This window comes from Pseudomonas sp. LW8 (assembly GCF_041956865.1).
GTDB classification, from domain to species: Bacteria; Pseudomonadota; Gammaproteobacteria; order Pseudomonadales; family Pseudomonadaceae; genus Aquipseudomonas; species Aquipseudomonas siliginis.
Genome location: NZ_CP168138.1, coordinates 2148614 through 2171866 on the forward strand (window position 1 = coordinate 2148614; position 23253 = coordinate 2171866).

Below are 23253 nucleotides of genomic sequence, written 5' to 3' on the forward strand. Positions count from 1 at the left end.
ATAGCCTTAAACCTGAGTGCACCCTTGAGGCTGAAAGGATTTTGTCTATCTGGCGCTTTCGCCCATAATCGGGTTTTCGCGTTTTCGATTGTCCGCAGAGGTCCCATGGAGCAATTTCGTAATATCGGCATCATCGGTCGCCTGGGCAGTTCCCAGGTGCTGGATACCGTCCGCCGACTGAAACGCTTTCTGCTCGACCGTCACCTGCATGTGATCCTCGAAGACACCATCGCTGAAGTCCTGCCCGGCCATGGCCTGCAAACCTCGTCGCGCAAGATGCTCGGCGAAGTTTGTGACATGGTCATCGTCGTCGGCGGTGACGGCAGCCTGCTCGGCGCCGCGCGGGCGCTGGCCAGGCACAATATTCCGGTGCTGGGCATCAACCGTGGCAGCCTTGGCTTCCTCACCGATATTCGCCCCGACGAGTTGGAAATCAAGGTCGCCGAAGTGCTCGACGGCCACTATCTGGTAGAAAACCGTTTCCTGCTGCAAGCCGAAGTGCGTCGCCATGGCGAGGCCATCGGCCAGGGCGATGCGCTCAACGACGTGGTGCTGCACCCGGGCAAATCGACGCGGATGATCGAATTCGAGCTGTACATCGACGGCCAGTTCGTCTGCAGCCAGAAGGCCGACGGCCTGATCGTCGCGACGCCCACCGGCTCCACCGCCTACGCGTTGTCCGCCGGCGGGCCGATCATGCATCCCAAGCTCGACGCTATTGTGATTGTGCCGATGTACCCCCATACCTTGTCGGGACGGCCGATCGTGGTCGATGGCAACAGTGAGCTGAAAATCGTCGTGTCCAAAGATATGCAGATCTACCCGCAGGTGTCCTGCGACGGCCAGAACCACTTCACCTGCGCACCGGGCGACACCATTACCGTGAGCAAGAAAGCGCAGAAGCTGCGCCTGATTCATCCGCTCGATCACAATTACTACGAGGTGTGCCGCACCAAGCTTGGCTGGGGCAGCAAGCTGGGGGGCGGAGGCGACTGATGCTCGATCCCGCGCGCAGTTACGACCTGATCGGTGACGTGCACGGATGCGCCATGACCCTTGAACACTTGCTGGACCGTCTCGGTTATCACAAGCAGGGCGGGGTCTGGCGGCATCCGTCACGCATGGCGGTGTTCGTCGGCGACATCATCGACCGTGGCCCGCGCATTCGCGAGGCGCTGCACATCGTTCACGACATGGTCGAGGCGGGGCAGGCGCTGTGCATCATGGGCAACCACGAATTCAACGCGCTCGGCTGGGTCACCCCGGCGCCACCGGGCAGCGGCAAGCAGTTCGTGCGCGAACACACCAAGCGCCATGCGCGGCTGTTGCAGGAAACCCTGAGCCAATTCGAGGACCATCCCGGTGACTGGCATGACTTCCAGCAGTGGTTCTACGAGTTGCCGCTGTTCGTCGATGCCGGGCGGTTTCGCGTCGTCCACGCCTGCTGGGATGCCGGGCTGATCGAGCCGCTGCGGGCGCTGTTCCCCAATGGCTGCGTCGATGAGCATTTCCTCCAGGCCTCGGCGGTGCCCGGCAGCTTCGCCTGCACTGTGTTCGACCGCTTGCTGCGCGGCACCGACATGCGCCTGCCCGGTGGCCTGACTATGACCAGCGGCGACGGTCTGGTGCGTTCGTTCTTCCGCACCAAGTTCTGGGAAGACAACCCGAAAACCTATGGCGACATCGTGTTCCAGCCCGATGCACTGCCCGAACCTGTCGCGCAGACGCCGCTGACGTCCACTGAAAAGAATTCCCTGCTGCGCTACGGCGTCGACGAGCCGTTGCTGTTCGTCGGCCACTACTGGCGCAGCGGCAAACCGGCGCCGATCCGCCCGAACCTCGCGTGCCTGGATTACAGCGCCGTGCTCTACGGCAAACTGGTGGCCTATCGTCTGGACCAGGAAACGCGCCTGGATCCGCAAAAATTCGTCTGGGTCGATGTCGAGCGGCCGGAGGTGCTGCAATGAGTGCGGTAGCGGTATTGCGCCTGCCGTTGGCGGTGGATCTGAGCGGTTTTGTCAAACTGCTGCAACGCATGCAAGTGCCCCATCGCGTCAGCGAAGAGGCGGGCGAACAGGTGCTGTGGGCACCAGAAGAAATCAGCGAGGACGTGCGTTCCTTGTACGAGCGCTTCCCGGCCGGCGACCCGGATCAGCAACTGGACCTACCCATGGGCCAGACCTTCAAGCGCCCGAGCTTCGCCGAGCAGCTGAAACACGCCAAAGCCACCGGGTTGATTCTGCTGTTGAGCCTGATCGTCGGTGGTCTGACCTTCCTCGGCGAAAACCTCGAGACCTTGCGCTGGCTGACCTTCCTCGATTTCCGCGTGATCGGTGAGTACATCCACTTCACGCCGCTGGCCGACAGCCTCGCGGCGGGGCAGTGGTGGCGGCTGGTCACGCCGATGCTGATCCACTTCGGCATCCTCCATCTGGCCATGAACGGTATGTGGTACTGGGAGCTGGGGCGGCGCATCGAGTCGCGCCAGGGCAGCATCAACCTGATCGGCCTGACGCTGCTGTTCAGTCTGGTGTCCAACTACGCGCAGTTCGTCTGGAGCGGCCCGAGCCTGTTCGGTGGGCTGTCCGGCGTGCTTTACGGCTTGCTCGGGCATTGCTGGATCTTCCAGCTGCTGGCGCCGAACCCGGCCTATCGTTTGCCGCGCGGCGTGCTGGTGATGATGCTGGTGTGGCTGGTGGTGTGCATGTCCGGGCTGATCTCGCTGATCGGTTTCGGCCAGATCGCCAACGCCGCGCACCTGAGCGGGTTACTCATCGGATGCCTTACCGGTTTGTTGGGCGGTTTGTATAACCGCCGTAAACTGGCCGCCTAACATTTTTGTTTCAGCAAAGAGCACGGAGACCCTGATGTCCTCTTTCAACGACATGATCAACAACATCACCCCGGACATCTACGAAAGCCTGAAGCTGGCCGTGGAAATCGGCAAATGGTCCGACGGCAACAAACTCACTGTCGAACAGCGCGAGCTGTCGTTGCAGGCGATGATTGCCTGGGAAACCCAGAACCTGCCTGAAGACCAGCGCACCGGTTACATGGGCCCGCAAGAATGTGCGTCGAAGTCGATCGAAGTGCCGAACATCCTGTTCAAGTCGGATGCCATCCATTGATCGAGATTGGCCGCGGTGCAATCAGCAAAATGTCGGCGCGTCTGGACGGGTCGAACGTGCAGTACGCGTTTCGTCTGGATGACGTCGAGGTGCCGGTCAATCCGTTGATCGGCAGCACGCTGCGTCTGGAGTTTTTGGGGGCGATTCACTGCACCCATTGCGGGCGCAAAACCAAAACCAGTTTCAGTCAGGGCTATTGCTACCCGTGCATGACCAAACTGGCGCAGTGCGACCTGTGCATCATGAGTCCGGAGCGCTGCCACTTCGACGCCGGCACCTGCCGCGATCCGGAGTGGGGCGAGAAATTCTGCATGACCGACCATGTGGTTTACCTGGCCAATTCGTCAGGCATCAAGGTTGGCATCACCCGTGCTACGCAGTTGCCGACCCGCTGGCTCGACCAGGGCGCGAGTCAAGCCTTGCCAATCATGCGCGTATCGACACGCCAGCAATCGGGGTTTGTCGAAGACCTGTTCCGCAGCCAGGTGGCGGACAAGACCAACTGGCGCGCGTTGCTCAAAGGTGATGCGGCGGCGGTGGATCTGCCCCAAGTGCGCGATCAGTTGTTCGAAAGCTGCGCCGAGGGCCTGCAAGGCTTACAGGAGCGATTCGGCCTACAGGCGATTCAGACGATTGCCGATGTCGAACCGCTGGAAATCCGCTATCCCGTCGAGCAATACCCGGCGAAAATCGTCAGCTTCAACCTGGACAAGAACCCGATTGCCGAAGGCACGCTGCTGGGGATCAAGGGCCAGTACCTGATCTTCGACACCGGCGTGATCAACATTCGTAAATACACGGCTTACCATCTCGCCGTGCATCAATAAGGATTCCAGCATGCGCACCGAACAACCGAAGATGATTTACCTCAAGGACTATCAGGCTCCCGAGTACCTGATCGACGAAACGCACCTGACCTTCGAGTTGTTCGAGGACCACAGCCTGGTTCACGCGCAACTGGTGATGCGCCGCAACCCGGAACGCGGCGCCGGCCTGCCGCCGCTGGTGCTCGACGGCCAGCAACTGGAGCTGCTGTCGGTAACGCTGGCGGACCAGGAGCTGAGCGCCGCTGACTATCAAGTCTCCGACAGCCACCTGACGCTGCAACCGACCAGTGAAACCTTCACCCTCGACACCAGCGTGCGCATCCATCCGGAAACCAATACCGCGCTGGAAGGCCTGTACAAGTCCGGCACCATGTTCTGCACTCAGTGCGAGGCCGAAGGCTTCCGCAAGATCACCTATTACCTCGACCGCCCGGACGTGATGAGCAAGTTCACCACCACCGTCGTGGCCGAACAGCACAGCTACCCGGTGCTGCTCTCCAACGGTAACCCGATCGCCTCCGGCCCCGGCGAAGATGGCCGGCACTGGGCGACCTGGGAAGATCCGTTCAAGAAACCGGCGTACCTGTTTGCGCTGGTCGCCGGTGATCTGTGGTGCGTCGAAGACACTTTCACCACCATGAGCCAGCGCAATGTCGCGCTGCGCATTTATGTCGAGCCGGAAAACATCGACAAGTGCCAGCACGCGATGAACAGCCTGAAGAAATCCATGCGCTGGGACGAAGAGGTGTACGGTCGCGAGTACGATCTGGACATCTTCATGATCGTCGCCGTCAACGATTTCAACATGGGCGCGATGGAGAACAAGGGCCTAAACATTTTCAACTCCAGCGCCGTGCTGGCCCGCGCCGAAACCGCGACCGACGCCGCGCACCAGCGGGTCGAGGCGATCGTCGCCCATGAATACTTCCACAACTGGTCGGGCAACCGCGTGACCTGCCGCGACTGGTTCCAGTTGTCGCTCAAGGAAGGCTTCACGGTGTTCCGCGATGCCGGTTTCTCCTCGGACATGAACTCGGCGACGGTCAAGCGCATTCAGGACGTGGCCTATCTGCGTACTCACCAGTTCGCCGAAGATGCCGGGCCGATGGCCCACGCCGTGCGTCCGGACAGCTTCATCGAGATTTCCAACTTCTACACCCTGACCGTGTATGAAAAGGGCTCGGAAGTGGTCGGCATGATCCACACCCTGCTGGGCGCCGAAGGCTTCCGTAAGGGCAGCGATCTGTATTTCGAACGCCACGACGGTCAGGCCGTGACCTGCGACGACTTCGTCAAGGCCATGGAAGATGCCAATGGCGTTGATCTCAGTCAGTTCAAACGCTGGTACAGCCAGGCTGGTACGCCGCGTCTGGCCGTCAGCGAGTCCTACGACGCTGCGGCGAAAACCTACAGTCTGACCTTCCGCCAGAGCTGCCCGCCGACCCCGGACAAGGTAGAAAAACTGCCGTTCGTGATTCCGGTCGAGCTCGGCCTGCTCGACAGCCAGGGCAATGAAATCGCCCTGCGTCTGGCTGGTGAAGCTTCGGCACAAGGCACCACTCGGGTGATTTCGGTGACCGAAGCCGAGCAGACCTTCACTTTCGTCGACATCAGTGAACAGCCGTTGCCGTCGCTGCTGCGCGGCTTCTCCGCACCGGTGAAACTGAGCTTCCCGTACAACCGCGATCAACTGATGTTTCTGATGCAGCACGACAGCGACGGCTTCAATCGCTGGGATGCCGGTCAGCAACTGTCGGTGCAAGTGCTTCAAGAGTTGATCGGCCAACATCAGAAAGGCGAGAGCCTGAAGCTCGATCCGCGTCTGGTGTCGGCACTGCGCACGGTGCTGTCCGACGAGTCGCTGGATCAGGCGATGGTTGCCGAAATGCTCTCGCTGCCGGGTGAGGCCTATCTCACCGAGATCAGCGAAGTGGCTGACGTCGAGGCGATTCACGTCGCGCGCGAGTTCGCCCGCAAGCAACTCGCCGAAGGCTTGTTCGAAGCGCTGTGGCTGCGTTATCAGGCCAACCGCGATTTGTCGAAAAAGACTCCGTACGTGGCCGAAGCCGAGCACTTCGCCCGTCGCGCCTTGCAGAACATCGCCCTGTCGTACCTGATGCTCAGCGGCAAGCCGGAAGTGTTGGCAGCGGCGCTGGAGCAATTCGAGGCTGCCGACAACATGACCGAGCGCCTGACCGCGCTGGCGGTGCTGGTCAACTCGCCGTTCGAAGAGCAGAAGGCCCTGGCACTGGCCAGCTTCGCCGAGCACTTCAAGGACAATCCGCTGGTCATGGACCAGTGGTTCAGCGTGCAGGCCGGCAGCACCTTGCCGGGCGGTTTGGAGCGGGTGAAGGCGTTGATGCAGCACCCGGCGTTCAACATCAAGAACCCGAACAAGGTGCGGGCATTGATCGGCGCGTTCGCCGGGCAGAACCTGATCAACTTCCACGCGGCGGACGGTTCCGGTTATCGCTTCCTTGCCGATCTGGTGATCGAACTGAACGGCTTCAACCCGCAGATCGCCTCGCGCCAACTGGCCCCGCTGACCCGCTGGCGCAAATACGACAGCGCGCGTCAGGCGTTGATGAAGGCTGAGCTGGAGCGGATTCTGGCGTCCGGGTCGCTGTCCAGTGATGTGTATGAAGTGGTGAGCAAAAGCCTGGCGTAACGCCGATTAAATGTTTGGGGCGTTTAATTGATCGTTCCCATGTTCTGCGTGGGAATGCCTCTCTCGACGCTCTGCATCGGCTTTGGGACGCAGAGCGTCCCTTGCTGCATTCCTTTGCTGCGCGTGGGAACGATCAACAAAAAAATGCCGCTCAACGAGCGGCATTTTCATTGGCACAACAAACAGCTATTTACGCAGATCAAACCGATCCAGATTCATCACCTTCGTCCATGCCTTGACGAAATCGTTGACGAACTGCGCCTTCGCGTCGGAACTGGCATAGACCTCGGCCAATGCGCGCAATTGCGCATTCGAGCCGAACACCAGATCCACTCGAGTCGCCGTCCACTTTGGCGCCCCGGTCTTGCGGTCACGGCCTTCAAACTCATCGGCATCCCGTGACGTTGGGGTCCACTCAACTCCCATGTCCAGCAGGTGGGTGAAAAAGTCATTGCTCAGCGTTTCGGTTTTATCGGTGAACACGCCATGCCGGGTCTGGCCAACATTGGTGTTCAATACCCGCAAACCACCCAGCAGCACGGTCATTTCCGGTGCGGTGAGAGTCAGCAACTGGGCCTTGTCGATCAGCAGCGTTTCCGCCGCAACCGTGTATTTGCCTTTGCTGTAATTGCGGAAACCATCGGCGATCGGTTCGAGGAAGCCGAACGATTCAACATCGGTCTGCTCCTGCGAAGCATCGACGCGGCCTGGCGAGAACGGCACCGACACTGAATGCCCGGCGTTCTGCGCGGCTTTTTCCACTCCGGCATTACCGGCCAGGACGATCAGGTCCGCCAGCGAGATTTTCTTGCCACCGGCGGCGCCGTTGTTGAACTCGCTCTGAATGCTTTCCAGCGTGCTCAGCACTTTGTCCAGTTGTTCGGGCTGGTTGGCCTGCCAGAACTTCTGCGGGGCCAGACGCAAGCGTCCGCCGTTGGCGCCACCGCGCTTGTCCGAACCGCGGAAGGTCGATGCTGCAGCCCACGCGGTCGAGACCAGTTGCGACACCGACAGTCCTGAATTCAGCACCTTGTTTTTCAGCGCCGCAGCGTCGCTGTCATCAATCAGCGGGTGCGTCACGTCGGGCAGCGGGTCTTGCCAGAGCAATTCCTCTTGTGGCATTTCCGGGCCGAGGTAGCGAGAGAGCGGCCCCATGTCCCGATGGATCAGCTTGTACCAAGCGCGGGCAAATGCGTCGGCGAGCTGATCGGGATTGGCCAGGAAACGCCGGGAAATCTGCTCGTATGCAGGATCGAAGCGCAACGCCAGGTCGGAGGTGAGCATGGTCGGCGAGAGCTTCTTGTTCGGATCGTGAGCGTGGGGAACGGTGCCTGCACCCGCGCCGTTTTTCGGTTGCCACTGATTGGCGCCCGCCGGGCTTTTGGTCAGCTCCCACTCGAAGCCGAACAGGTTTTCCAGATAGTTGTTGCTCCACTGCGTTGGCGTGGTGGTCCAGGTCACTTCCAGACCACTGGTGATGGTGTCGGCGCCTTTACCGGTGCCGAAGGCGTTTTTCCAGCCCAGACCCTGTTGCTCCAGACCGGCCGCTTCCGGTTCGGGGCCGACATTGTCAGCCGGGCCGGCGCCATGGGTCTTGCCGAACGCGTGGCCGCCGGCGATCAGGGCCACGGTTTCTTCGTCGTTCATGGCCATGCGGCCGAAGGTTTCGCGAATGTCCTTGGCCGAGGCCACCGGATCCGGGTTGCCTTCCGGGCCTTCAGGGTTGACGTAGATCAGGCCCATCTGCACGGCGGCGAGGGGATTTTCCAGATTGCGTTCGCCCTGATCGGTGCGGCTTTCTTCACGGCCATGCAAATCGGGCTCAGCCACCAGCGTGCCGTCACCGGGCTCTTGCACTGGGCCATTGCTCTTGCCGTAACGGTTGTCGCCGCCCAGCCACTCGGTTTCCGAACCCCAGTACACGTCTTCATCCGGTTCCCAGACATCGGCGCGGCCCCCGGAAAAACCGAAGGTCTTGAAGCCCATGGACTCCAGCGCGACGTTGCCGGTGAGCACGATCAGGTCGGCCCAGGAAATGTTGCGCCCGTATTTCTGCTTGATCGGCCACAGCAGGCGGCGGGCCTTGTCGAGGCTGACGTTGTCCGGCCAGCTGTTGAGCGGGGCGAAGCGTTGCTGACCGGAGCCGGCGCCGCCACGGCCGTCGGCGGTGCGATAGGTCCCGGCGCTGTGCCAGGCCATGCGCACGAACAGTGGGCCGTAATGGCCGAAATCGGCTGGCCACCAGTCCTGAGAATCAGTCATCAGTGCTTTGATGTCTTGTTTCAGCGCCTGGAAGTCGAGGCTTTTGAAGGCTTTGGCGTAGTCGAAGTCCTGGCCCAGTGGATCGGACTTGGGGGAATGCTGGCTGAGGATTTTCAGATTGAGTTGATTCGGCCACCAGTCACGGTTCGTCGTACCGCCGCCGGCGGCGTGGTTGAACGGGCATTTCGATTCGTTTGCCATGTTCGGATCCCTATCAGGTCTGCGGCCGGCTCGTGCCGACTTCGGACTGGTAAGGCTAGACCCGAGTTGGCAAGTCGGCTAATAGCCGCAGTCTTGGCAGGCGATAGGCAGGCTCTTTTGCTACCTCGATATCGTGATGCAAAAGCGGCGTTATTTCGAAGCGATCTTAAAAACTGTCAGCTTTGACAGTGGTTGATACCACGCAATCACAATATGTTGGAGTCAACGCAACGTCACCTTCACCTCAAGGGAATATCGACATGTCTCAGGACGAAACAAGTGACCTTCTGAACAAACGAAATGCTACCGGTAGCTTTGTCGCGTTTCTCGATGACGTTAAATTTTTGGAGAGCAAGTTATGTGTTTATGCAGAGACCGAGACGGAATTTATCATCATCGGAACTGACGATTTTATACACACGGTCGAGTTGTCTGTGCCGAATGCGTTGGAGGGAGATGGTCCTCACACAGTGACTTTTCCAACCATGGGACGGTATTGGAAGGTTATGATCAATCATTTTGACCAACCCATTATTGAGGGTGAACTCATCGTCACCTTTGCCAATTTTCGCAAAAACGTAGCAGGCACTTTTGCTCTGGATCTGGGAAAAGCCAGGAAAGTGACAGGCAAATTCGATCTTACACTCGATACCCCGAAGCAAAGTGACAGGCGAGTGCAGCCTTTATAGATAAAAACGTCAACTCGATTGCGCGGTGTCGTCCTCGGGCACGTCATCAAGAATGTCATCCTGCCCAGGCAGTTCAGTGATCACGCTGAAGTCCGATACTTCAACCGCGCCATTGCCGTAGCCCAGCAAATGAAAGGAGAAGGCTTTGCGCGGCTGCGGGTTTTCAAAGCTGAAATCCATCTCCAGCGGCTGATCCGCCGTGGCGACCATTTCTGCTGGCAGGCCCAGTTGCACGTCCTGTTCAAATTCCTTGGCCTTGAGCTGAATGTACGCCGCCTGCTGCGGATCGACCGAGCGCACGGTCAGGCGCACGCGGGTGTGCGAGCCTTTGGGCATTTCCAGGTATTGCGCGCCGATCAGGTTGTCGGCCCAGTCATCCTTGATCTGCGCTTGCAGAGGGATGATGTTGTTGCTGCCGAACTGGTAGCGATGATTGAGCGGTGTGCGCAGCAAGGACAGGTCCAGCGCATCGGCGCGCGCGGCGATTTGCCGGGCCGGGTGGCCGCTGTAGGTGCCTTTGTATGTGGCACTTTCGGCGATGAAGCCGGTGCTTTGGTAATAGCGGCAGCGGCGCGGCAGATCGCACTCGGAGAAGATGCCCTGACCGTTGTGGTAGCGCAGTTTGCCGTTGGTGAACGACATGATTTCTCGCCCCGAATCGTAGTCGCGAAACAGCGACCGCCCGCTCAGCGCAGTCGGCACCGGCAGGTCGAAATAGTCGAGGATCGAGGTGCTCAGATCGACGTGACCATAAACCCCGGCATTCAGGCGCGGCAGTTGCGCCTGCTCCGGTGCCAGCGTCAGGTTGAAACCCCACGAGGAGGCCAGCCGCACGCCGTCGATGCCATGGGATTCATCCGAGGTGATCACCACCAGTGTGTCCTTGAGAACGCCCTGGCGCTCCAGCCCTGAAAGAAACTGATCCAGCGCATCGTCGAGATAACCGACGGCAGCCTGCTTGGGCGTCTCATAACGCTGCAGATAATCCTCCGGTGCGGAGTAGGGCTGATGGGTGCCGACCGTCAGCAGGGTCAACATCCACGGCTGCTTTTGCTTTTTCAACTGGCCGACGTAATCCAGCGCACCTTCAAAAAACGCCTTGTCATCCTTGCCCCACGGGAACTCCAGATAGTTGCTGTTGCTGAACCATTCCAGGCCGTGGGTCGCATCGAAACCGATGTGCGGCATGATCTTGTCTTTGGCCATGAAGCGCAGGCCGGCGCCCTGCAAGTAATGAGTGCTGAAGCCGTGTTCGCGCAGCTGCGCCGGCAGGCAGGCCTGGTTGCGTTCGTTGAGGGTGAGCATTTCCACGCCTTTGGGCGTGCCGTTGTTGAGCTTGTCGTAGTCACCGCACAGCATGGCGTACAGACCGCGAATGGTCTGATGGGTGTGCAGCACGTAATCCGGAGTGTTCATGCCGCGCTCGGCCCAGCGGCTGAGGTTGGGCATCAAGTCTTGCTGGTAATGACTGCCGATCGCTTCGCGGTTGGCGCGGATGTAGGCGCCGGGAATGCCTTCCAGGGCAATGATCAACACATTGCGCGCCTGACCCGGCGCGGCGAGCAGCTTCTGGCCAATGAGATCGACGTCGGTGAGCCCGGCCATCGCCGGTGTCGGTTCTTCGACGTCGCCGTCCAGCCACTCCTCGGCCTGGATCTGTAGGTCGGCCACTTCGCTGGCGAGCAATTGATGCGGCAGGTTGTACAAACGCCAGGCATCGCCGTCATTCGGCCACAGGTTTTGCGCGCCCCAGTGGGCGGCGAACAACACGATCGGCGCGGCCCAGGCAGCGCGCGGCAATGCCGGACGAGCCAGGCCGCGACCCATAAATTGGGCCAGCAGCCAGAAAACCAACGCAACCAGCAAGGCAATGGCCAGGGCAGGGTGCGCGAGTCCGCCGCCAGTGGAGTTCTCGACGAACTGCGGGTCGATCAGATAGTGAATATCCGAAGGCGTCGGCAGGCGGCCGACGGCGCTGACCAATTCTGCCGTGGCGATCGCCAGCAGCGCCCAAAACACCAGCACCGGCAAGGCCAGCCACCACATACGGCGATGCAGCGCTACCACCAGCAGACTACCCACGGCCAGATCCGACAAAAAGCCCAGCGGTGTCGACCAGCCCAACGCTGCACGCAGGCACACCGGCACGATCATTACCAAAACGATTAGAGAAAGAAGGCGGGCATTCGGCCGCCGCAGCCAGTTGAAAAGAGCGCTCACAAAAAAGGCCTGCTTGTCATCAAAGGGTCAAAAAAGTGTGGGTGATGATATCAAGGGCAGGAAGGCTGATCGGCTTTTTAAAACCTGCGGCCGGCGATCCCCGAAACGGCGCGTGCCCATAGCGGGCGTGGGTTGTGGGGCGCAGTGCCATTTTTCCCGAGGGCAGTTTTTTGTTTCAGACTGTTGTAGGTTCATCCACTGCTCCTGAATCCAGCAGCAGACGTCAAATCGCTCAGTGCTATCGATATGCGATAAGGATATTTAATTTCTGTTTTTTATAGCTATAAAGTCAGGCCTTTCAGCCCACCCCCATGCTGCGAGGTTGTCATGGCCACACCGTTCAAACGTTCTGCGCTGACTCTGTTGGCCGCTACTCTGGCAGCGGGTGCGCTGTTCAGTAGCGGCGCCCAAGCCGAGGGTAAGATCAGCATCGCCCAGCAATTCGGCATTGGTTATCTAATCCTTGATGTCGTGCGCGATCAACAACTGATCGAGAAGCACGGCAAGGCTCAGGGGCTGGACATCAAGGTCGACTGGAACAGCATTTCTGGCGCCACGGCCATGAATGAGGCGCTGCTCACCGGAGCGCTGGACGTCGTCTCGGCCGGCGTGCCGCCTATGCTCACAGTGTGGGACCGCACCAAGGGCAAGCAGAACGTCAAAGCCATCGCCGCGCTGGGGTCGATGCCCAATTACCTGCTGACCAACAACCCGAACATCAAAACCCTCAAGGACTTCAGCGACAAGGACCGTATTGCCGTGCCGGCCGCAGGCGTAGGTTTTCAGTCGCGCACCCTGCAGATTGAAACCGCCAAGGAGTTCGGCGACGACCAGTTCAAGAAATTCGATAACATTTCAGTCAGCCTGCCGCACCCGGACGCCACCGCCGCGCTGATCGCCGGCGGCTCGGAAATCAATTCGCATTTCTCCAGCCCACCGTTTCAGTACCAGGCTCTGCAAAACCCGAACGTGCATAAAGTGCTGAGCTCCTACGACATCCTCGGCGGCCCGGCGACGTTCAACGTGCTCTACACCACGGAAAAATTCCACGACGAAAACCCGAAAACCTACAAGGCCTTCTACGACGCACTGGCCGAAGCCGAGCAGATCATCAAAGCCGACAAACCCGCCGCTGCCCAAGCCTACATCCGCGTCGAACAATCGAAACTGCCGCTGGCTCTGGTCGAGCAAATCGTCAAAGACCCGGAAATCGACTTCACCGTTGTGCCACAACGCACGTTTATCTATGCCGAAAAATTGCAGGAACTGGGTGTGTTGAAAAACAAGGCGGCGAGCTGGAAGGATTACTTCTTTGAAGAAGCGCATGGTGGTGCGGGGAGTTGAGGGATTGGGCATCACCCGGAACTACTGTAGGAGTGAGCTTGCTCGCGAAAGCGGAGTTTCAGCCACAGATGAGTTGACTGACCTGACGCCTTCGCGAGCAGGCTCGCTCCCACAGGTTTAGCGGCGTAAGCCTTCTTCCGGCCAATAAAAAACGGGGCGGCCCGATCATCGATCAGGCCGCCCCGTTTATGTGTCGGGCGAACAGTCTTTCCGTCAGCGATCAATGCATCTTGCTGTGATCGTGGCCGCCCATGTTGGTCAGCGCGCGAACCGGTGCTTTGACTTCGATGGTTTCTTTCTCGCCCTTGGTGTTTTCCACTGTCAGGGTCAGCGGCACGCTGTCGCCTTCCTTCAACTGACCATTCAGGCCCATCAGCATGACGTGGTAGCCGTTCGGGTCGAAGCTCACGGCTTTGCCGGCAGGCAGCTCAACGGACTTCACCGGGCCCATGGTCATCACATCGTTCTTCATGCTCATTTCATGAATCTGAACGTCCTTGGCCACTGGCGAGGCAACGCTGAGCAGCTTGCTGTCGCTGTCGGCAGTGACGGTCATGAACGCGCCGCTGGCGGACTGGGTCGGCACGGTGGCACGGACCCAGGCATCGTCGACTTTGGTCTGCGCCGACACCTGGAAGGCCAGGCCGAGCAGGGACAGTGCACATACGGTGCGTTTGAGGTGATTCAGAACGGGATGCATCAGCAGACCTCCATAACAGTAAGCAAATCTTCCGTGCACTCTTGGGCTGTCAGCGAAGTGGACAGGCCCAGGCGCAACTCACCACGCGAGTCGTAGACGTAGCTGGTGGACGTATGGGAGATGGTATAGGTGTCGCCGGCCGGGACTTTCTCGTAGAACACGTCGAATTCCTTGGCGGTGGCCTTGGTTTCCTCAAGTGTGCCGTACAGCGCGACGAAGCTCGGATCGAAGGCTTTGACGTAGGCGTCGAGGATCTGCGGCGTGTCGCGCTCAGGGTCGAGGGTGATGAACACCACTTGCAGACGGTCGCCGTCGCGGCCCATGAGTTTCTTGATCTGCGCGGCGCGGGCCAGGGTGGTGGGGCAAACGGCCGGGCATTGGGTGAAGCCGAAAAAGATCATCGGCATCATCCCGCGAAAGCTCGACAGCGACATGGTTTCGCCTTCGGGATTCTTCAGCTTGAAGGTGCGTCCGAGGATCTTGTCGCTCAGATCCTTGCCGTACTTGTACGACAGTTGGCCACGGGTATCGCAACCGGCGAGCAGGCCGAGCCCGAGCACGCCCATTCCCGCAAGTACCTTGCGGCGAGTCAACAAAGCCGTCATCTAATACCGCCTTTTGCAGCCCGCGAGTCGGCAGGACTGGCGGGGGGTTAACCGTAAAAGCGCCGCATGATAGCAAACTGAGGCTGATCGCCGGCTGCCGATCGCCGCGCGGTGCGGGATCGGACGACAAAAGGTGTAAGAAGAAATGACGAATAAGCGATGCGTTCGCCGCGACCAAACTTGATTTAAATAGTATGACGATTGGACGCGAGCGCAGAAACACGTACTCTTGCCGCTGCGCTGCAAAGACCAAAACAACAACAGGAGTCTGTAATGCAACCGATTCGTCTCGGCCTGGTGGGCTACGGCAAGATCGCCCAGGATCAACACGTTCCCGCCATCCTCGCCAACCCGGCGTTCCAGTTGGTGGCGGTCGCCACCCAGGGCAAACCTTGCGCCGGGGTGGAAAACTTCCAGTCGCTGGGCGAGCTGCTCGAGAACGGCCCGACTGTCGACGCAATTGCGTTCTGCACGCCGCCACAGGGGCGCTTCGCACTGGTGCAACAGGCGTTGGCGGCCGGCAAGCACGTGCTGGTGGAAAAACCGCCCTGTGCGACATTGGGCGAGGCTATGGCCCTGGTCGATCAAGTCGCCGATCAAGGCGTCAGCGCTTTGTTCGCCTGGCATTCACGCTACGCACCGGGCATCGCCGCCGCCCGCGACTGGCTGGCCAGCCGCACCCTGCAAAGCGTACAGATTGACTGGAAGGAAGACGTGCGCAAGTGGCATCCGGGTCAGGCATGGATCTGGCAACCGGGCGGCCTCGGCGTCTTCGACCCGGGCATCAACGCCTTGTCGATCATCACCCACCTGCTGACGCTGCCGCTGTTCGTCGAAGCCGCCGAACTGCGCGTGCCGAGCAACTGCCAGTCGCCGATTGCCGCCTCTATCAAAATGTCCGATGCGCGTCGGCTCGACGTGCGCGCCGAGTTCGACTTCGACCATGGCCACGACGAACTGTGGAGCATCGAAATTCGCTGCGTCGAAGGCGTCCTGCGTCTGGACAATGGCGGCGCCGTGCTGAGCATCGACGGCGTGCGCCAAAGCGTCTCGGAGGAGGGCGAGTACGCAGCGGTCTACCGCCACTTCCAGCAACTGATCGGCGACAAGGCCAGCGACCTGGATCTGCAACCGTTGCGCCTGGTGGCGGACAGTTTCTTTGTCGGCAGCCGGGCGTTGGTTGAGCCGTTTTACGATTGAAGTGGATTGTCCGGTTTGAGTGGACGGTGAAACCCTTTTCAAGCGATTTATCCCTTTGCTGTGCGTCAGTAATCTGTACCCAACTTGAACGCAACAACAAAACTCCAAACTTGAAAAGGGACGCACACCATGACCACTCCAACCTACAACCGCCTGAACAAAGACGACGCTATCGTGCTGCTGGTTGACCACCAGACCGGTCTGATCTCGCTGGTGCAGGACTTCTCGCCGAACGAGTTCAAGAACAACGTGCTGGCGCTGGCGGATCTGGCCAAGTTCTTTGAACTGCCAACCATCCTCACCACCAGCTTCGAACAAGGCCCGAACGGCCCGCTGGTACCGGAGCTGAAAGAGATGTTCCCGGACGCGCCGTACATCGCTCGCCCGGGTCAGATCAACGCTTGGGACAATGAAGATTTCGTCAAGGCGATCAAGGCCACCGGGCGCAAGCAGATCATCATTGCCGGTGTCGTAACGGATGTCTGTGTAGCGTTCCCGACCCTGTCGGCGCTGGCGGAAGGTTTTGATGTGTTTGTGGTGACTGATGCGTCCGGCACCTTCAACACCACTGTTCAGCAAGCCGCGTGGAGCCGCATGACTCAGGCTGGCGCGCAGATGATGAACTGGTTCTCTGTAGCCTGTGAGCTGCACCGCGACTGGCGCAACGACATCGAAGGTCTGGGCAATCTGCTGTCGCAGCGGATTCCCAACTACCGCAACCTGATGAACAGCTACTCGGCGCTGACGCAGCAGAAATAAGCCTCCTACACAATGCAAAAGCCTGCTTTAAACAGCAGGTTTTTTGCGCTCAGGGCCGGCCGGCGAGTCACCGTTCGTCCATTGCCGGGCACTTGTCACGCGCCGGCATTTCACACGTTCAGGTACCTATCGCTGAATCACATCGGAGACCGACATGGACATTGATGAAAACGCACCGGGCAACCAGTCGCAACAAGCCGTGACGCGCACCACCGACAACGAGACGGGGCACGATCCCAAGCGGGAAAATCCCGAGGTGCCTTTGCCGCCGGACGATGAGGCACCGGTCGAGGAAGATATGTCAGATGTGGATGCGGCCAACTCGGTGTCAACCGAACATCCGCCGTCACGCTGATCGAGCGATTTAATCGATGCCTCCCACTCTGGAATTAGAGTGAGAGGCTCTCCCGCGCACCCTGATGCAGTTCAGTCACCGACATCGTGAAAACCAGTTTCAACCGCCCAGGATTGGAATATCCGTGCGCTAAATCCCCGGTGGGAGCGAGCCTGCTCGCGAAGACGGCGGCACATTCAACATCTTCCGACTGACCCAGCGCATTCGCGAGCAGGCTCGCTCCCACAATGTTCCGTGTTGACCATTGATTTGATTGCGCCACAAAACCCTGTGGGAGCGGGCTTGCCCGCGAAGGCGGCGGCACATCCAGCATCTTTGCCGACTGACCCAGCGCTTTCGCGAGCAGGCTCGCTCCCACAATGTTCCGTGTTGACCATTGATTTGGTTGCGCCACAAAACCCTGTGGGAGCGGGCTTGCTCGCGAAGGCGGCCGCACATTCAGCATTTTCATTGACTGGTCTACCGCTATCGCGAGCAGGCTCACTCCTACAGTTGATTGTGATTCATCTGGTCTCAGTAAGGGCTCGCGGTCGGGCGCACGATCAGTTCGCTGACGTCGACATCCGCCGGTTGTTCGACGGCATACGCAATCGCGCGGGCGATGGCTTCGGCGGGGATGGCGATCTTGCGGAATGACTTCATCTCGGCGCGGCCGCCTTCATCGGAAATGCTCTCGGCCAGTTCCGATTCGGTCACGCCCGGTGCGATGACGGTGACGCGGATATCGCCGCCCACTTCCTGGCGCAAGCCTTCGGAAATCGCCCGTACGGCGTATTTGGTCGCGCAGTACACCGCCGCAGTAGGGCTGACCGCGTAAGCGCCGATCGAGGCGATGTTGATGATCTGCCCGGCGCGCTGGCGCTGCATCAAGGGCAGGCTGGCGGCGATGCCGTGGAGTACGCCACGGATGTTGACGTCGATCATGCGGTTCCACTCATCGACCTTCAGCGCGTCCAGCCGCGACAACGGCATGACCCCGGCGTTGTTGACCAGCACATCGACGCGGCCGTAATGCTCGACGGCAAAATCGACGAAGCGCTGCACATCCTGCTGATCGGTGACGTCCAGTGCGCGGAACTGCGCGTGGCCACCGGCGCTATTGATCTCTTCGGCAATGACTGCCAGACGCTCGGTGCGCCGTGCACCCAACACCACTTTGGCGCCACGTTCGGCGAGCAGGCGTGCGGTGGCTTCGCCGATGCCGCTGCTGGCGCCGGTAATCACGATCACTTTGTCTTGAATGTTCAGCATGATGTCGTCCTCTTCTGTGTGCCCGTGAGTGGGCTTGGAAGAAGATTAAGTGCGGGGGCTCATGGGCTATTAATCGATTCCTCCACGGGATTTGCCCAATTCTGCTGCATCGCTTTTCGACAGATTTCAGGCCCCGCGTGGCGCATCGCGGTAGGCACTTGGGGTGACGCCGACTTCACGGCGGAACACCTGGGAAAAGTGGCTGGGGCTGGAGTAGCCAACCTCCAGGCCGATGTCGATCACGCTGTGGGCGGTTTCCAGCAACAGATGACGCGCGCGGCTCATGCGCAGGCGGATGAAGTATTGCGAGGGCGATAAACCGGTGGCGCGCTTGAAGGTGCGGCTGAAGTGGTAGTCGCTCAGCCCGGCGATGGCGGCCAGATGACTGAGGCTGAAATCCTCCGCCAGATTCGCATTCATGGCTTCGATCACCCGGCGCAGTTTGTAGGCGGGCAGGGCGTTGTCGCGGCGCGGGTTGCTGTCGGGGTCGAGGTAATGACGCAGCAGATGGATCGCCAACGCCTGAGCCAGGCTGTGCACCAGCAGTGCGCTGGGTTGGCGCTGTTCGGTCAGTTCGATGCGCAGTTGCTCAAGGATGAAGCTGACCTGCTCGTCACGCGCACCGGACACATCGACAAACGTCACTGCACCGGCCTGTTCGCCGAACGCTTCGCGCGCCGCTTGTTCGATCAGGCCCAGACCGAGGTAGAGGTGCATGACTTCGAATACCTCACAGCCTTCGGTCTGCCAGCGCATTTCATAAGGTTCGCGGGTGTTGGTCAGGAAGAAGTCGCCCGCCGTGACCTGGCTCGCCTGCCATTCTCCACCCAACGAACGTTCTTCGACCCGGGCAGTGCCGGCCAATACCAGCACCAGCAGCGGTTCGGCCACGCATGGCACGCGGATCGGCTCAAGCAGAGTCTGATGGCGGAACAATTGCACCACTGCATCCTTGATCTGCGGCCGCGGCGTGGTCGTTTCCGCAATACCGGGCAGATGCTCCGGCATGGCTTCGGCGGCGATGCGCGCTGGCTGGCTGATTGTCGGTGTAGCGGGGCTGGAAGAGGGCACAGGACGCTCCATGAAAAGCTTCGGCTGCGAATGATTTTGAAGGTTAGGGCGGGCGAACGAGAAACTCCAGCGCAAAACTCCGACAGTCCCGGCAATCGCCCGAAAGCCCGGCGGCGGCCAGTGCGCGACAGTGAAGCCGTGTTCACGACCGCGCCATCAGGCGCAACACCGATTCGCTATCGAGGAGTTAAAACCATGACTGATTTCAACCACAACCTGCCCCAAGAAGTCGCCGGTAAAGTTGCACTGGTCACTGGCGCGGCCAGTGGTATCGGCAAAGCGATTGCGCTGATGCTGCACGCTCGCGGCGCCAAGGTGATTGCCGAAGACCTCAACCCGGCTGTCGAAGAACTGGCTCGTCCCGATCTGGTGCCGCTGGTGGCGGACATCACCGAGGACGGCGCCGCCGAACGCGCAGTAGGCCTTGCCGTCGAGCAGTTCGGGCGCCTGGATATTCTGGTCAACAACGCCGGGATCATCATCAACAAAGCCGTGATCGACATGAGCCGCGACGACTGGGAAAAGATCCAGGCAGTGAATGCCACGGCAGCCTTCCTGCACTGTCGCGAAGCGGTGAAAGCGATGATCCCGAACAAGTCCGGTGCAATCGTCAATATCGCCTCCTATGCCTCGTACTTTGCCTTCCCGACCATCGCCGCCTACACCGCTTCCAAAGGTGCGCTGGCACAACTGACCCGCACGCTGGCCCTGGAAGTCATCGAGCACGGCATTCGCGTCAACGCGATCGGCGTCGGCGATGTGGTGACCAATATTCTCAACGATGTGGTCGAGGACGGCCCGGGCTTCCTCGCGCAGCACGGCGAAGCAGCGCCAATCGGTCGGGCGGCGCAGCCGGAAGAGATCGCCGAGATCGTGACCTTTCTGGCCTCCGACCGCGCCAGTTTCATGGTCGGCTCGGTAGTCATGGCCGATGGCGGCATGACGGTAACGGCAGGCTGATAGCAGTGCGGCAAACCATGGGCACGTCAGATGATGTGCCCATGGTTTACCCCGATCTGACCGACGCAGAATCAGGCAAATCTGCAGCATCTTTGATCTAGTCGCCGCTGGGTAAAACTGGCTAATCTTCCTTCGCAGTTGACCCACCTTCGTCTGCTTTCGAGGCCCTTTGCATGGATAACCACGACGCTTCCATCCTCCACGACACGGCGGTGTATCGCGCCGAGCTGGTGCGCTTGCTGACCCAGCGCTTTGATGCGCCGGGCACCTACGAAACCGCGATTGCGCCACTGCACGTGATCCGTCTCGATGGGCCGTCCGAGCTGATCCATGTCGTGCACCGCCCGGCGCTGTGCCTGATCGTGCAGGGGCGCAAGGAAGTCGGGCTGGGTGACGAACGCTTCCTCTACGACCCGCTGAATTACCTGGTGGTGTCAGTGACGTTGCCGGTGTCGGGACGGGTGATCGAAGCCTCGCCCGAGGCGCCGTATTTTTGCGTACGGCTGGATTTCGATCCGGCACAACTGACGCAACTGATTGCCGAGTCGCCGCTGACCGGCATGCCGCAGGAAACCGGACGCGGGATGTTTCTCGACAAGATCGACGTGACATTGCTCGACACCATGCTGCGTCTGGTGCGCCTGCTGGATAATCCGCGCGACATCGGCATGCTCGCGCCGATGGCGTTGCGCGAGCTGTATTACCGCCTGCTGCGCGGCCAGCACGGGCATCTGCTGTATGAAATCGCCGTCAACGATTCGCAGACCCATCGGGTCACGCGGGCCATCGACTGGCTGAACAAGAATTTCACTGAACCGCTGCGCATCGACGCGCTGGCGCAGGTGGCCAATCTGAGCAATTCGGCGCTGCATCACCGCTTCAAAGCCGTCACCGCCATGAGCCCGCTGCAATATCAAAAACAGCTGCGCCTGCAAGAGGCGCGGCGGCTGATCATCAATGAAGGGCTGGACGTCTCGAGCGCCTGCTACCGCGTCGGCTACGAAAGCGCCTCGCAGTTCAGTCGCGAGTACAACCGCCAGTTCGGCTGCCCGCCGTCCAAGGAGCTCAGCCGCCTGCGTCAGACCGGCTGATTACCTCGGGAGTCCCGCCCATTCCTCACGAAACCCCAACAGAAAATCCACAAACGCCCGCACCCGTTGCGGCACATAGCGGCCGTGCGGGTAGAGCAGGGTGTAGGGGCGCGAACGTCCGGCGTACGGCTGCAGCACTTCAATCAGGCGGCCATCGGCAAGTTCCTGCTCGACGATGAAACGGTAAGTCTGAAACAGCCCGGCGCCGTGCTTGGCCAGCGTCACACCGCCGAGCACATCGTCGGAACAGGAATAGCCACCGTCGGAAATCACTTCCAGGTCCCGGCCGTTTTCCTGAAACAGCCAGGAAATCCGCCGCCCGCTGCTGGGCAATTCGAACTGGATGCATTCATGCGCAATGAGATCGTCGAGGGTCTGCGGCGTGCCGGCTCTATGCAGATATTCGGGGGCGGCGACCACCACCAGGGCGGCGTCTTCCAGCAGGCGCGCGATCAGGGTCGAGTCCGGTTGCGCGCGCACGCGTATCGCCAGGTCGTAGCCTTCATCGACGAAGTCGATATTGCGATTGCCCAAGTGCACGTCGACCGTGACCTCGGGGTACAACGCGCGAAATTTCGGCAGCAGCGGCAGGATGCGGTGATGCCCGTAGGTGGTTGGCAGGCTGATGCGCAGTCGACCCGATGGCGAAGTCTGCGCGCCCATGACTTCCTGCTGCGCTTCGACCAGTTGCGTCAGGGCCTGGCTGCATTGTTCGAAGAAGCTTCGGCCGGCGTCGGTGAGGCGGATGCTGCGGGTGGTGCGGGCGAACAGTCGCGAACCCAGGCGTTGCTCCAGACGCAGAATCGACCGGCTCACCGCAGCGGGCGTGACCCCGGCCAGTTGCGCAGCGGCGGTGAAGCTGCCGGCTTCGGCGGCCAGGCAGAACAGTTCGATACTGCCTAACTGCAAATCTTCAAAATGGCGTTTCATTGTGGCTCGCACCGAGGATCGACGGACGTTCATCCTCTGTGTACCACAACCAACGACGCCGCCGGTATCCACCGGCGGCGTTGCAGGGTTTCGATCAATGGCCAGCGCTCTGGCCACCGTCGACATGCAGGATCTCGCCAGTGACGAAATTTGCCCCGTCGAGGTAGAGGATCGCTTGCACGATGTCGTCGATTTCCCCCATGTGGCCGACCGGGTGCAGGCTGCCCAGCGCCTGATGGGTTTCCTCGGCGTGCATCGGCGTTTTGATGATGCCCGGCGATACCGCGTTGACCCGAATGCCACGCTTGGCGTACTCGATCGCCAGGGATTTGGTCGCGGCGTTGATGCCGCCCTTGGTCAGCGACGCCAATACCGAAGGCACGCCGTCGATTGCATGATCGACCAGGCTGGTGGTCACGCTGACGACGTGGCCGTTGCCGTGTTTTTCCATCTCGGCGATGGCCAGTTGCGAGATGTAGAAGAAGCCGCTCATGTTGGTCGCCACGACCTGGGCATAGTCCGCCTGGCTGTAAGCGGTGAACGGCTTGGCCAGAAAGATCCCGGCATTGTTGACCAGCGTATCGACGCGACCGAAGCGGGCGACGGCGGCGCGAATCACGCGCTCGGCGGTTTGCGGATCGGCAATGTCGCCGGCGACGGTCAGCACATCCGGGTCACTCGACTCTTTGATCGAGCGCGAGGTTGCGACCACTTGATGGCCAAGGGCGCGAAAGCCTTCGACCAGACCTGCACCAATGCCTTGCGAGGCGCCGGTGATGACAACTACTTTTTTCGATGTGCTCATGATGATTTCCTCTGTCGCTGGCCCGTCAGGATGGCGGGTGGCTGTTGGAGAGGACTTTAGGAAGTTGCGAGGAGTTGATAAATGGGGGCTGAGGTACATCATTTGTACTTCGGTGTATCAAATCAGAACGGCCTGCACGCGTTTTTGTAGGAGGCAGCTTTCGATTGTCCCGTTTGAGTGGACGGTG

General features: G+C 60.2%; 22 protein-coding genes. 13 read left to right on the top strand and 9 right to left on the bottom strand.

Annotated features, from left to right (window positions below):
- Nucleotides 1–105 precede the first annotated feature (105 nt).
- From AB9L16_RS09665 to pepN, 6 genes are read left to right on the top strand one after another with little or no spacing between them, the layout of a single operon-like run.
- On the top strand, nucleotides 106–996 hold the full coding sequence (locus tag AB9L16_RS09665) for an NAD(+) kinase (RefSeq protein ID WP_041480619.1): 891 nt from the start codon (nucleotides 106–108) through the stop codon (nucleotides 994–996).
- Nucleotides 996–1967, top strand: a complete 972-nt coding sequence (locus tag AB9L16_RS09670; RefSeq protein ID WP_375123443.1) for a metallophosphoesterase — start codon at nucleotides 996–998, stop codon at nucleotides 1965–1967. Before AB9L16_RS09665 ends, AB9L16_RS09670 begins: the two co-directional genes overlap by 1 nt.
- Nucleotides 1964–2833, top strand: coding sequence for a rhomboid family intramembrane serine protease (locus AB9L16_RS09675; RefSeq protein ID WP_375123444.1), 870 nt, complete (start codon nucleotides 1964–1966; stop codon nucleotides 2831–2833). Before AB9L16_RS09670 ends, AB9L16_RS09675 begins: the two co-directional genes overlap by 4 nt.
- Nucleotides 2834–2867: 34 nt before the next feature.
- Nucleotides 2868–3128: a YeaC family protein gene (locus AB9L16_RS09680; RefSeq protein WP_095179581.1), complete on the top strand. Its 261-nt coding sequence runs from the start codon at nucleotides 2868–2870 to the stop codon at nucleotides 3126–3128.
- Nucleotides 3125–3955: a DUF2797 domain-containing protein gene (locus tag AB9L16_RS09685; RefSeq protein WP_375123445.1), complete on the top strand. Its 831-nt coding sequence runs from the start codon at nucleotides 3125–3127 to the stop codon at nucleotides 3953–3955. The genes AB9L16_RS09680 and AB9L16_RS09685 overlap by 4 nt, the downstream gene beginning before the upstream one ends.
- Nucleotides 3956–3965: 10 nt before the next feature.
- Nucleotides 3966–6623, top strand: coding sequence for an aminopeptidase N (gene pepN, locus AB9L16_RS09690; protein WP_375123446.1), 2658 nt, complete (start codon nucleotides 3966–3968; stop codon nucleotides 6621–6623).
- 186 nt (nucleotides 6624–6809) lie between these two features.
- Here pepN and katG read toward each other — a convergent pair whose 3' ends face one another.
- Nucleotides 6810–9086, bottom strand: coding sequence for a catalase/peroxidase HPI (gene katG / locus AB9L16_RS09695; RefSeq protein ID WP_310215757.1), 2277 nt, complete (start codon nucleotides 9084–9086; stop codon nucleotides 6810–6812).
- Between the two features lie 260 nt (nucleotides 9087–9346).
- On the opposite strand from katG, the gene AB9L16_RS09700 reads away from it, so the two are divergent.
- On the top strand, nucleotides 9347–9775 hold the full coding sequence (locus AB9L16_RS09700; RefSeq protein WP_095179584.1) for a hypothetical protein: 429 nt from the start codon (nucleotides 9347–9349) through the stop codon (nucleotides 9773–9775).
- 9 nt (nucleotides 9776–9784) lie between these two features.
- Here the strand turns inward: AB9L16_RS09700 and AB9L16_RS09705 are convergent, their stop codons facing one another.
- Nucleotides 9785–11995, bottom strand: coding sequence for an LTA synthase family protein (locus tag AB9L16_RS09705; protein ID WP_252883574.1), 2211 nt, complete (start codon nucleotides 11993–11995; stop codon nucleotides 9785–9787).
- A gap of 327 nt (nucleotides 11996–12322) precedes the next feature.
- Between AB9L16_RS09705 and AB9L16_RS09710 the strand changes: the two genes are divergently transcribed.
- Nucleotides 12323–13339, top strand: a complete 1017-nt coding sequence (locus AB9L16_RS09710) for an ABC transporter substrate-binding protein (protein ID WP_150742724.1) — start codon at nucleotides 12323–12325, stop codon at nucleotides 13337–13339.
- 220 nt (nucleotides 13340–13559) lie between these two features.
- Here the strand turns inward: AB9L16_RS09710 and AB9L16_RS09715 are convergent, their stop codons facing one another.
- Together AB9L16_RS09715 and AB9L16_RS09720 are read right to left on the bottom strand one after the other, a co-directional pair.
- On the bottom strand, nucleotides 13560–14039 hold the full coding sequence (locus AB9L16_RS09715; protein ID WP_375123447.1) for a copper chaperone PCu(A)C: 480 nt from the start codon (nucleotides 14037–14039) through the stop codon (nucleotides 13560–13562).
- Nucleotides 14039–14644: an SCO family protein gene (locus AB9L16_RS09720; protein ID WP_016774221.1), complete on the bottom strand. Its 606-nt coding sequence runs from the start codon at nucleotides 14642–14644 to the stop codon at nucleotides 14039–14041. Before AB9L16_RS09720 ends, AB9L16_RS09715 begins: the two co-directional genes overlap by 1 nt.
- A 273-nt stretch (nucleotides 14645–14917) precedes the next feature.
- On the opposite strand from AB9L16_RS09720, the gene AB9L16_RS09725 reads away from it, so the two are divergent.
- The 3 genes from AB9L16_RS09725 to AB9L16_RS09735 all read left to right on the top strand — a co-directional run bounded on the left by AB9L16_RS09725 (nucleotide 14918) and on the right by AB9L16_RS09735 (nucleotide 16958).
- Nucleotides 14918–15844, top strand: a complete 927-nt coding sequence (locus tag AB9L16_RS09725) for a Gfo/Idh/MocA family protein (protein WP_375123448.1) — start codon at nucleotides 14918–14920, stop codon at nucleotides 15842–15844.
- A 129-nt stretch (nucleotides 15845–15973) separates the two neighbouring features.
- Nucleotides 15974–16603, top strand: a complete 630-nt coding sequence (gene ycaC / locus AB9L16_RS09730; protein ID WP_217863713.1) for an isochorismate family cysteine hydrolase YcaC — start codon at nucleotides 15974–15976, stop codon at nucleotides 16601–16603.
- A 154-nt stretch (nucleotides 16604–16757) separates the two neighbouring features.
- A complete protein-coding gene (locus AB9L16_RS09735) occupies nucleotides 16758–16958 on the top strand; it encodes a hypothetical protein (protein WP_016774226.1) in 201 nt (66 codons plus the stop codon).
- Nucleotides 16959–16992: 34 nt separating this feature from the next.
- Here the strand turns inward: AB9L16_RS09735 and AB9L16_RS09740 are convergent, their stop codons facing one another.
- From AB9L16_RS09740 to AB9L16_RS09750, 3 genes are all read right to left on the bottom strand, one after another.
- Nucleotides 16993–17409, bottom strand: coding sequence for a hypothetical protein (locus AB9L16_RS09740; protein ID WP_375123449.1), 417 nt, complete (start codon nucleotides 17407–17409; stop codon nucleotides 16993–16995).
- A 62-nt stretch (nucleotides 17410–17471) separates the two neighbouring features.
- Complete coding sequence (locus AB9L16_RS09745; RefSeq protein ID WP_122699046.1) at nucleotides 17472–18209, bottom strand: SDR family oxidoreductase; 738 nt, start codon at nucleotides 18207–18209, stop codon at nucleotides 17472–17474.
- A gap of 126 nt (nucleotides 18210–18335) precedes the next feature.
- Entirely contained in the window at nucleotides 18336–19217 is an 882-nt protein-coding gene (locus AB9L16_RS09750; RefSeq protein ID WP_083386949.1) for an AraC family transcriptional regulator, read from the bottom strand.
- A 258-nt stretch (nucleotides 19218–19475) separates the two neighbouring features.
- Here AB9L16_RS09750 and AB9L16_RS09755 point away from each other — a divergent pair, with 258 nt between their 5' ends.
- Both AB9L16_RS09755 and AB9L16_RS09760 read left to right on the top strand, forming a co-directional pair.
- Nucleotides 19476–20240 (top strand): SDR family NAD(P)-dependent oxidoreductase, encoded by a 765-nt coding sequence (locus AB9L16_RS09755; RefSeq protein WP_150635675.1) that lies wholly within the window; start codon nucleotides 19476–19478, stop codon nucleotides 20238–20240.
- Between the two features lie 173 nt (nucleotides 20241–20413).
- Nucleotides 20414–21331 carry an AraC family transcriptional regulator gene (locus AB9L16_RS09760; protein ID WP_217850036.1) on the top strand — a complete coding sequence of 306 codons (918 nt, stop codon included), beginning with the start codon at nucleotides 20414–20416 and terminating at the stop codon, nucleotides 21329–21331.
- Here the strand turns inward: AB9L16_RS09760 and AB9L16_RS09765 are convergent, their stop codons facing one another.
- Nucleotides 21332–22261 (bottom strand): LysR family transcriptional regulator, encoded by a 930-nt coding sequence (locus tag AB9L16_RS09765; RefSeq protein WP_056784720.1) that lies wholly within the window; start codon nucleotides 22259–22261, stop codon nucleotides 21332–21334.
- A 94-nt stretch (nucleotides 22262–22355) separates the two neighbouring features.
- Nucleotides 22356–23066, bottom strand: a complete 711-nt coding sequence (locus AB9L16_RS09770; RefSeq protein WP_041480604.1) for an SDR family NAD(P)-dependent oxidoreductase — start codon at nucleotides 23064–23066, stop codon at nucleotides 22356–22358.
- Between the last annotated feature and the right edge of the window lie 187 nt (nucleotides 23067–23253).

Excerpts from the sequence above, each read along its gene's own strand:
- katG (WP_310215757.1), bottom strand. The coding sequence starts at position 9,086 with ATGGCAAACGAATCGAAATGCCCGTTCAACCACGCCGCCGGCGGCGGT.
- AB9L16_RS09665 (WP_041480619.1), top strand. The coding sequence starts at position 106 with ATGGAGCAATTTCGTAATATCGGCATCATCGGTCGCCTGGGCAGTTCC.
- ycaC (WP_217863713.1), top strand. The coding sequence starts at position 15,974 with ATGACCACTCCAACCTACAACCGCCTGAACAAAGACGACGCTATCGTG.
- AB9L16_RS09710 (WP_150742724.1), top strand. The coding sequence starts at position 12,323 with ATGGCCACACCGTTCAAACGTTCTGCGCTGACTCTGTTGGCCGCTACT.
- AB9L16_RS09740 (WP_375123449.1), bottom strand. The coding sequence starts at position 17,409 with ATGAAAATGCTGAATGTGCGGCCGCCTTCGCGAGCAAGCCCGCTCCCA.
- AB9L16_RS09745 (WP_122699046.1), bottom strand. The coding sequence starts at position 18,209 with ATGCTGAACATTCAAGACAAAGTGATCGTGATTACCGGCGCCAGCAGC.
- AB9L16_RS09760 (WP_217850036.1), top strand. The coding sequence starts at position 20,414 with ATGGATAACCACGACGCTTCCATCCTCCACGACACGGCGGTGTATCGC.
- pepN (WP_375123446.1), top strand. The coding sequence starts at position 3,966 with ATGCGCACCGAACAACCGAAGATGATTTACCTCAAGGACTATCAGGCT.
- AB9L16_RS09715 (WP_375123447.1), bottom strand. The coding sequence starts at position 14,039 with ATGCATCCCGTTCTGAATCACCTCAAACGCACCGTATGTGCACTGTCC.
- AB9L16_RS09765 (WP_056784720.1), bottom strand. The coding sequence starts at position 22,261 with ATGAAACGCCATTTTGAAGATTTGCAGTTAGGCAGTATCGAACTGTTC.
- AB9L16_RS09770 (WP_041480604.1), bottom strand. The coding sequence starts at position 23,066 with ATGAGCACATCGAAAAAAGTAGTTGTCATCACCGGCGCCTCGCAAGGC.
- AB9L16_RS09675 (WP_375123444.1), top strand. The coding sequence starts at position 1,964 with ATGAGTGCGGTAGCGGTATTGCGCCTGCCGTTGGCGGTGGATCTGAGC.
- AB9L16_RS09725 (WP_375123448.1), top strand. The coding sequence starts at position 14,918 with ATGCAACCGATTCGTCTCGGCCTGGTGGGCTACGGCAAGATCGCCCAG.
- AB9L16_RS09720 (WP_016774221.1), bottom strand. The coding sequence starts at position 14,644 with ATGACGGCTTTGTTGACTCGCCGCAAGGTACTTGCGGGAATGGGCGTG.
- AB9L16_RS09700 (WP_095179584.1), top strand. The coding sequence starts at position 9,347 with ATGTCTCAGGACGAAACAAGTGACCTTCTGAACAAACGAAATGCTACC.
- AB9L16_RS09750 (WP_083386949.1), bottom strand. The coding sequence starts at position 19,217 with ATGCCGGAGCATCTGCCCGGTATTGCGGAAACGACCACGCCGCGGCCG.
- AB9L16_RS09735 (WP_016774226.1), top strand. The coding sequence starts at position 16,758 with ATGGACATTGATGAAAACGCACCGGGCAACCAGTCGCAACAAGCCGTG.
- AB9L16_RS09755 (WP_150635675.1), top strand. The coding sequence starts at position 19,476 with ATGACTGATTTCAACCACAACCTGCCCCAAGAAGTCGCCGGTAAAGTT.
- AB9L16_RS09670 (WP_375123443.1), top strand. The coding sequence starts at position 996 with ATGCTCGATCCCGCGCGCAGTTACGACCTGATCGGTGACGTGCACGGA.
- AB9L16_RS09680 (WP_095179581.1), top strand. The coding sequence starts at position 2,868 with ATGTCCTCTTTCAACGACATGATCAACAACATCACCCCGGACATCTAC.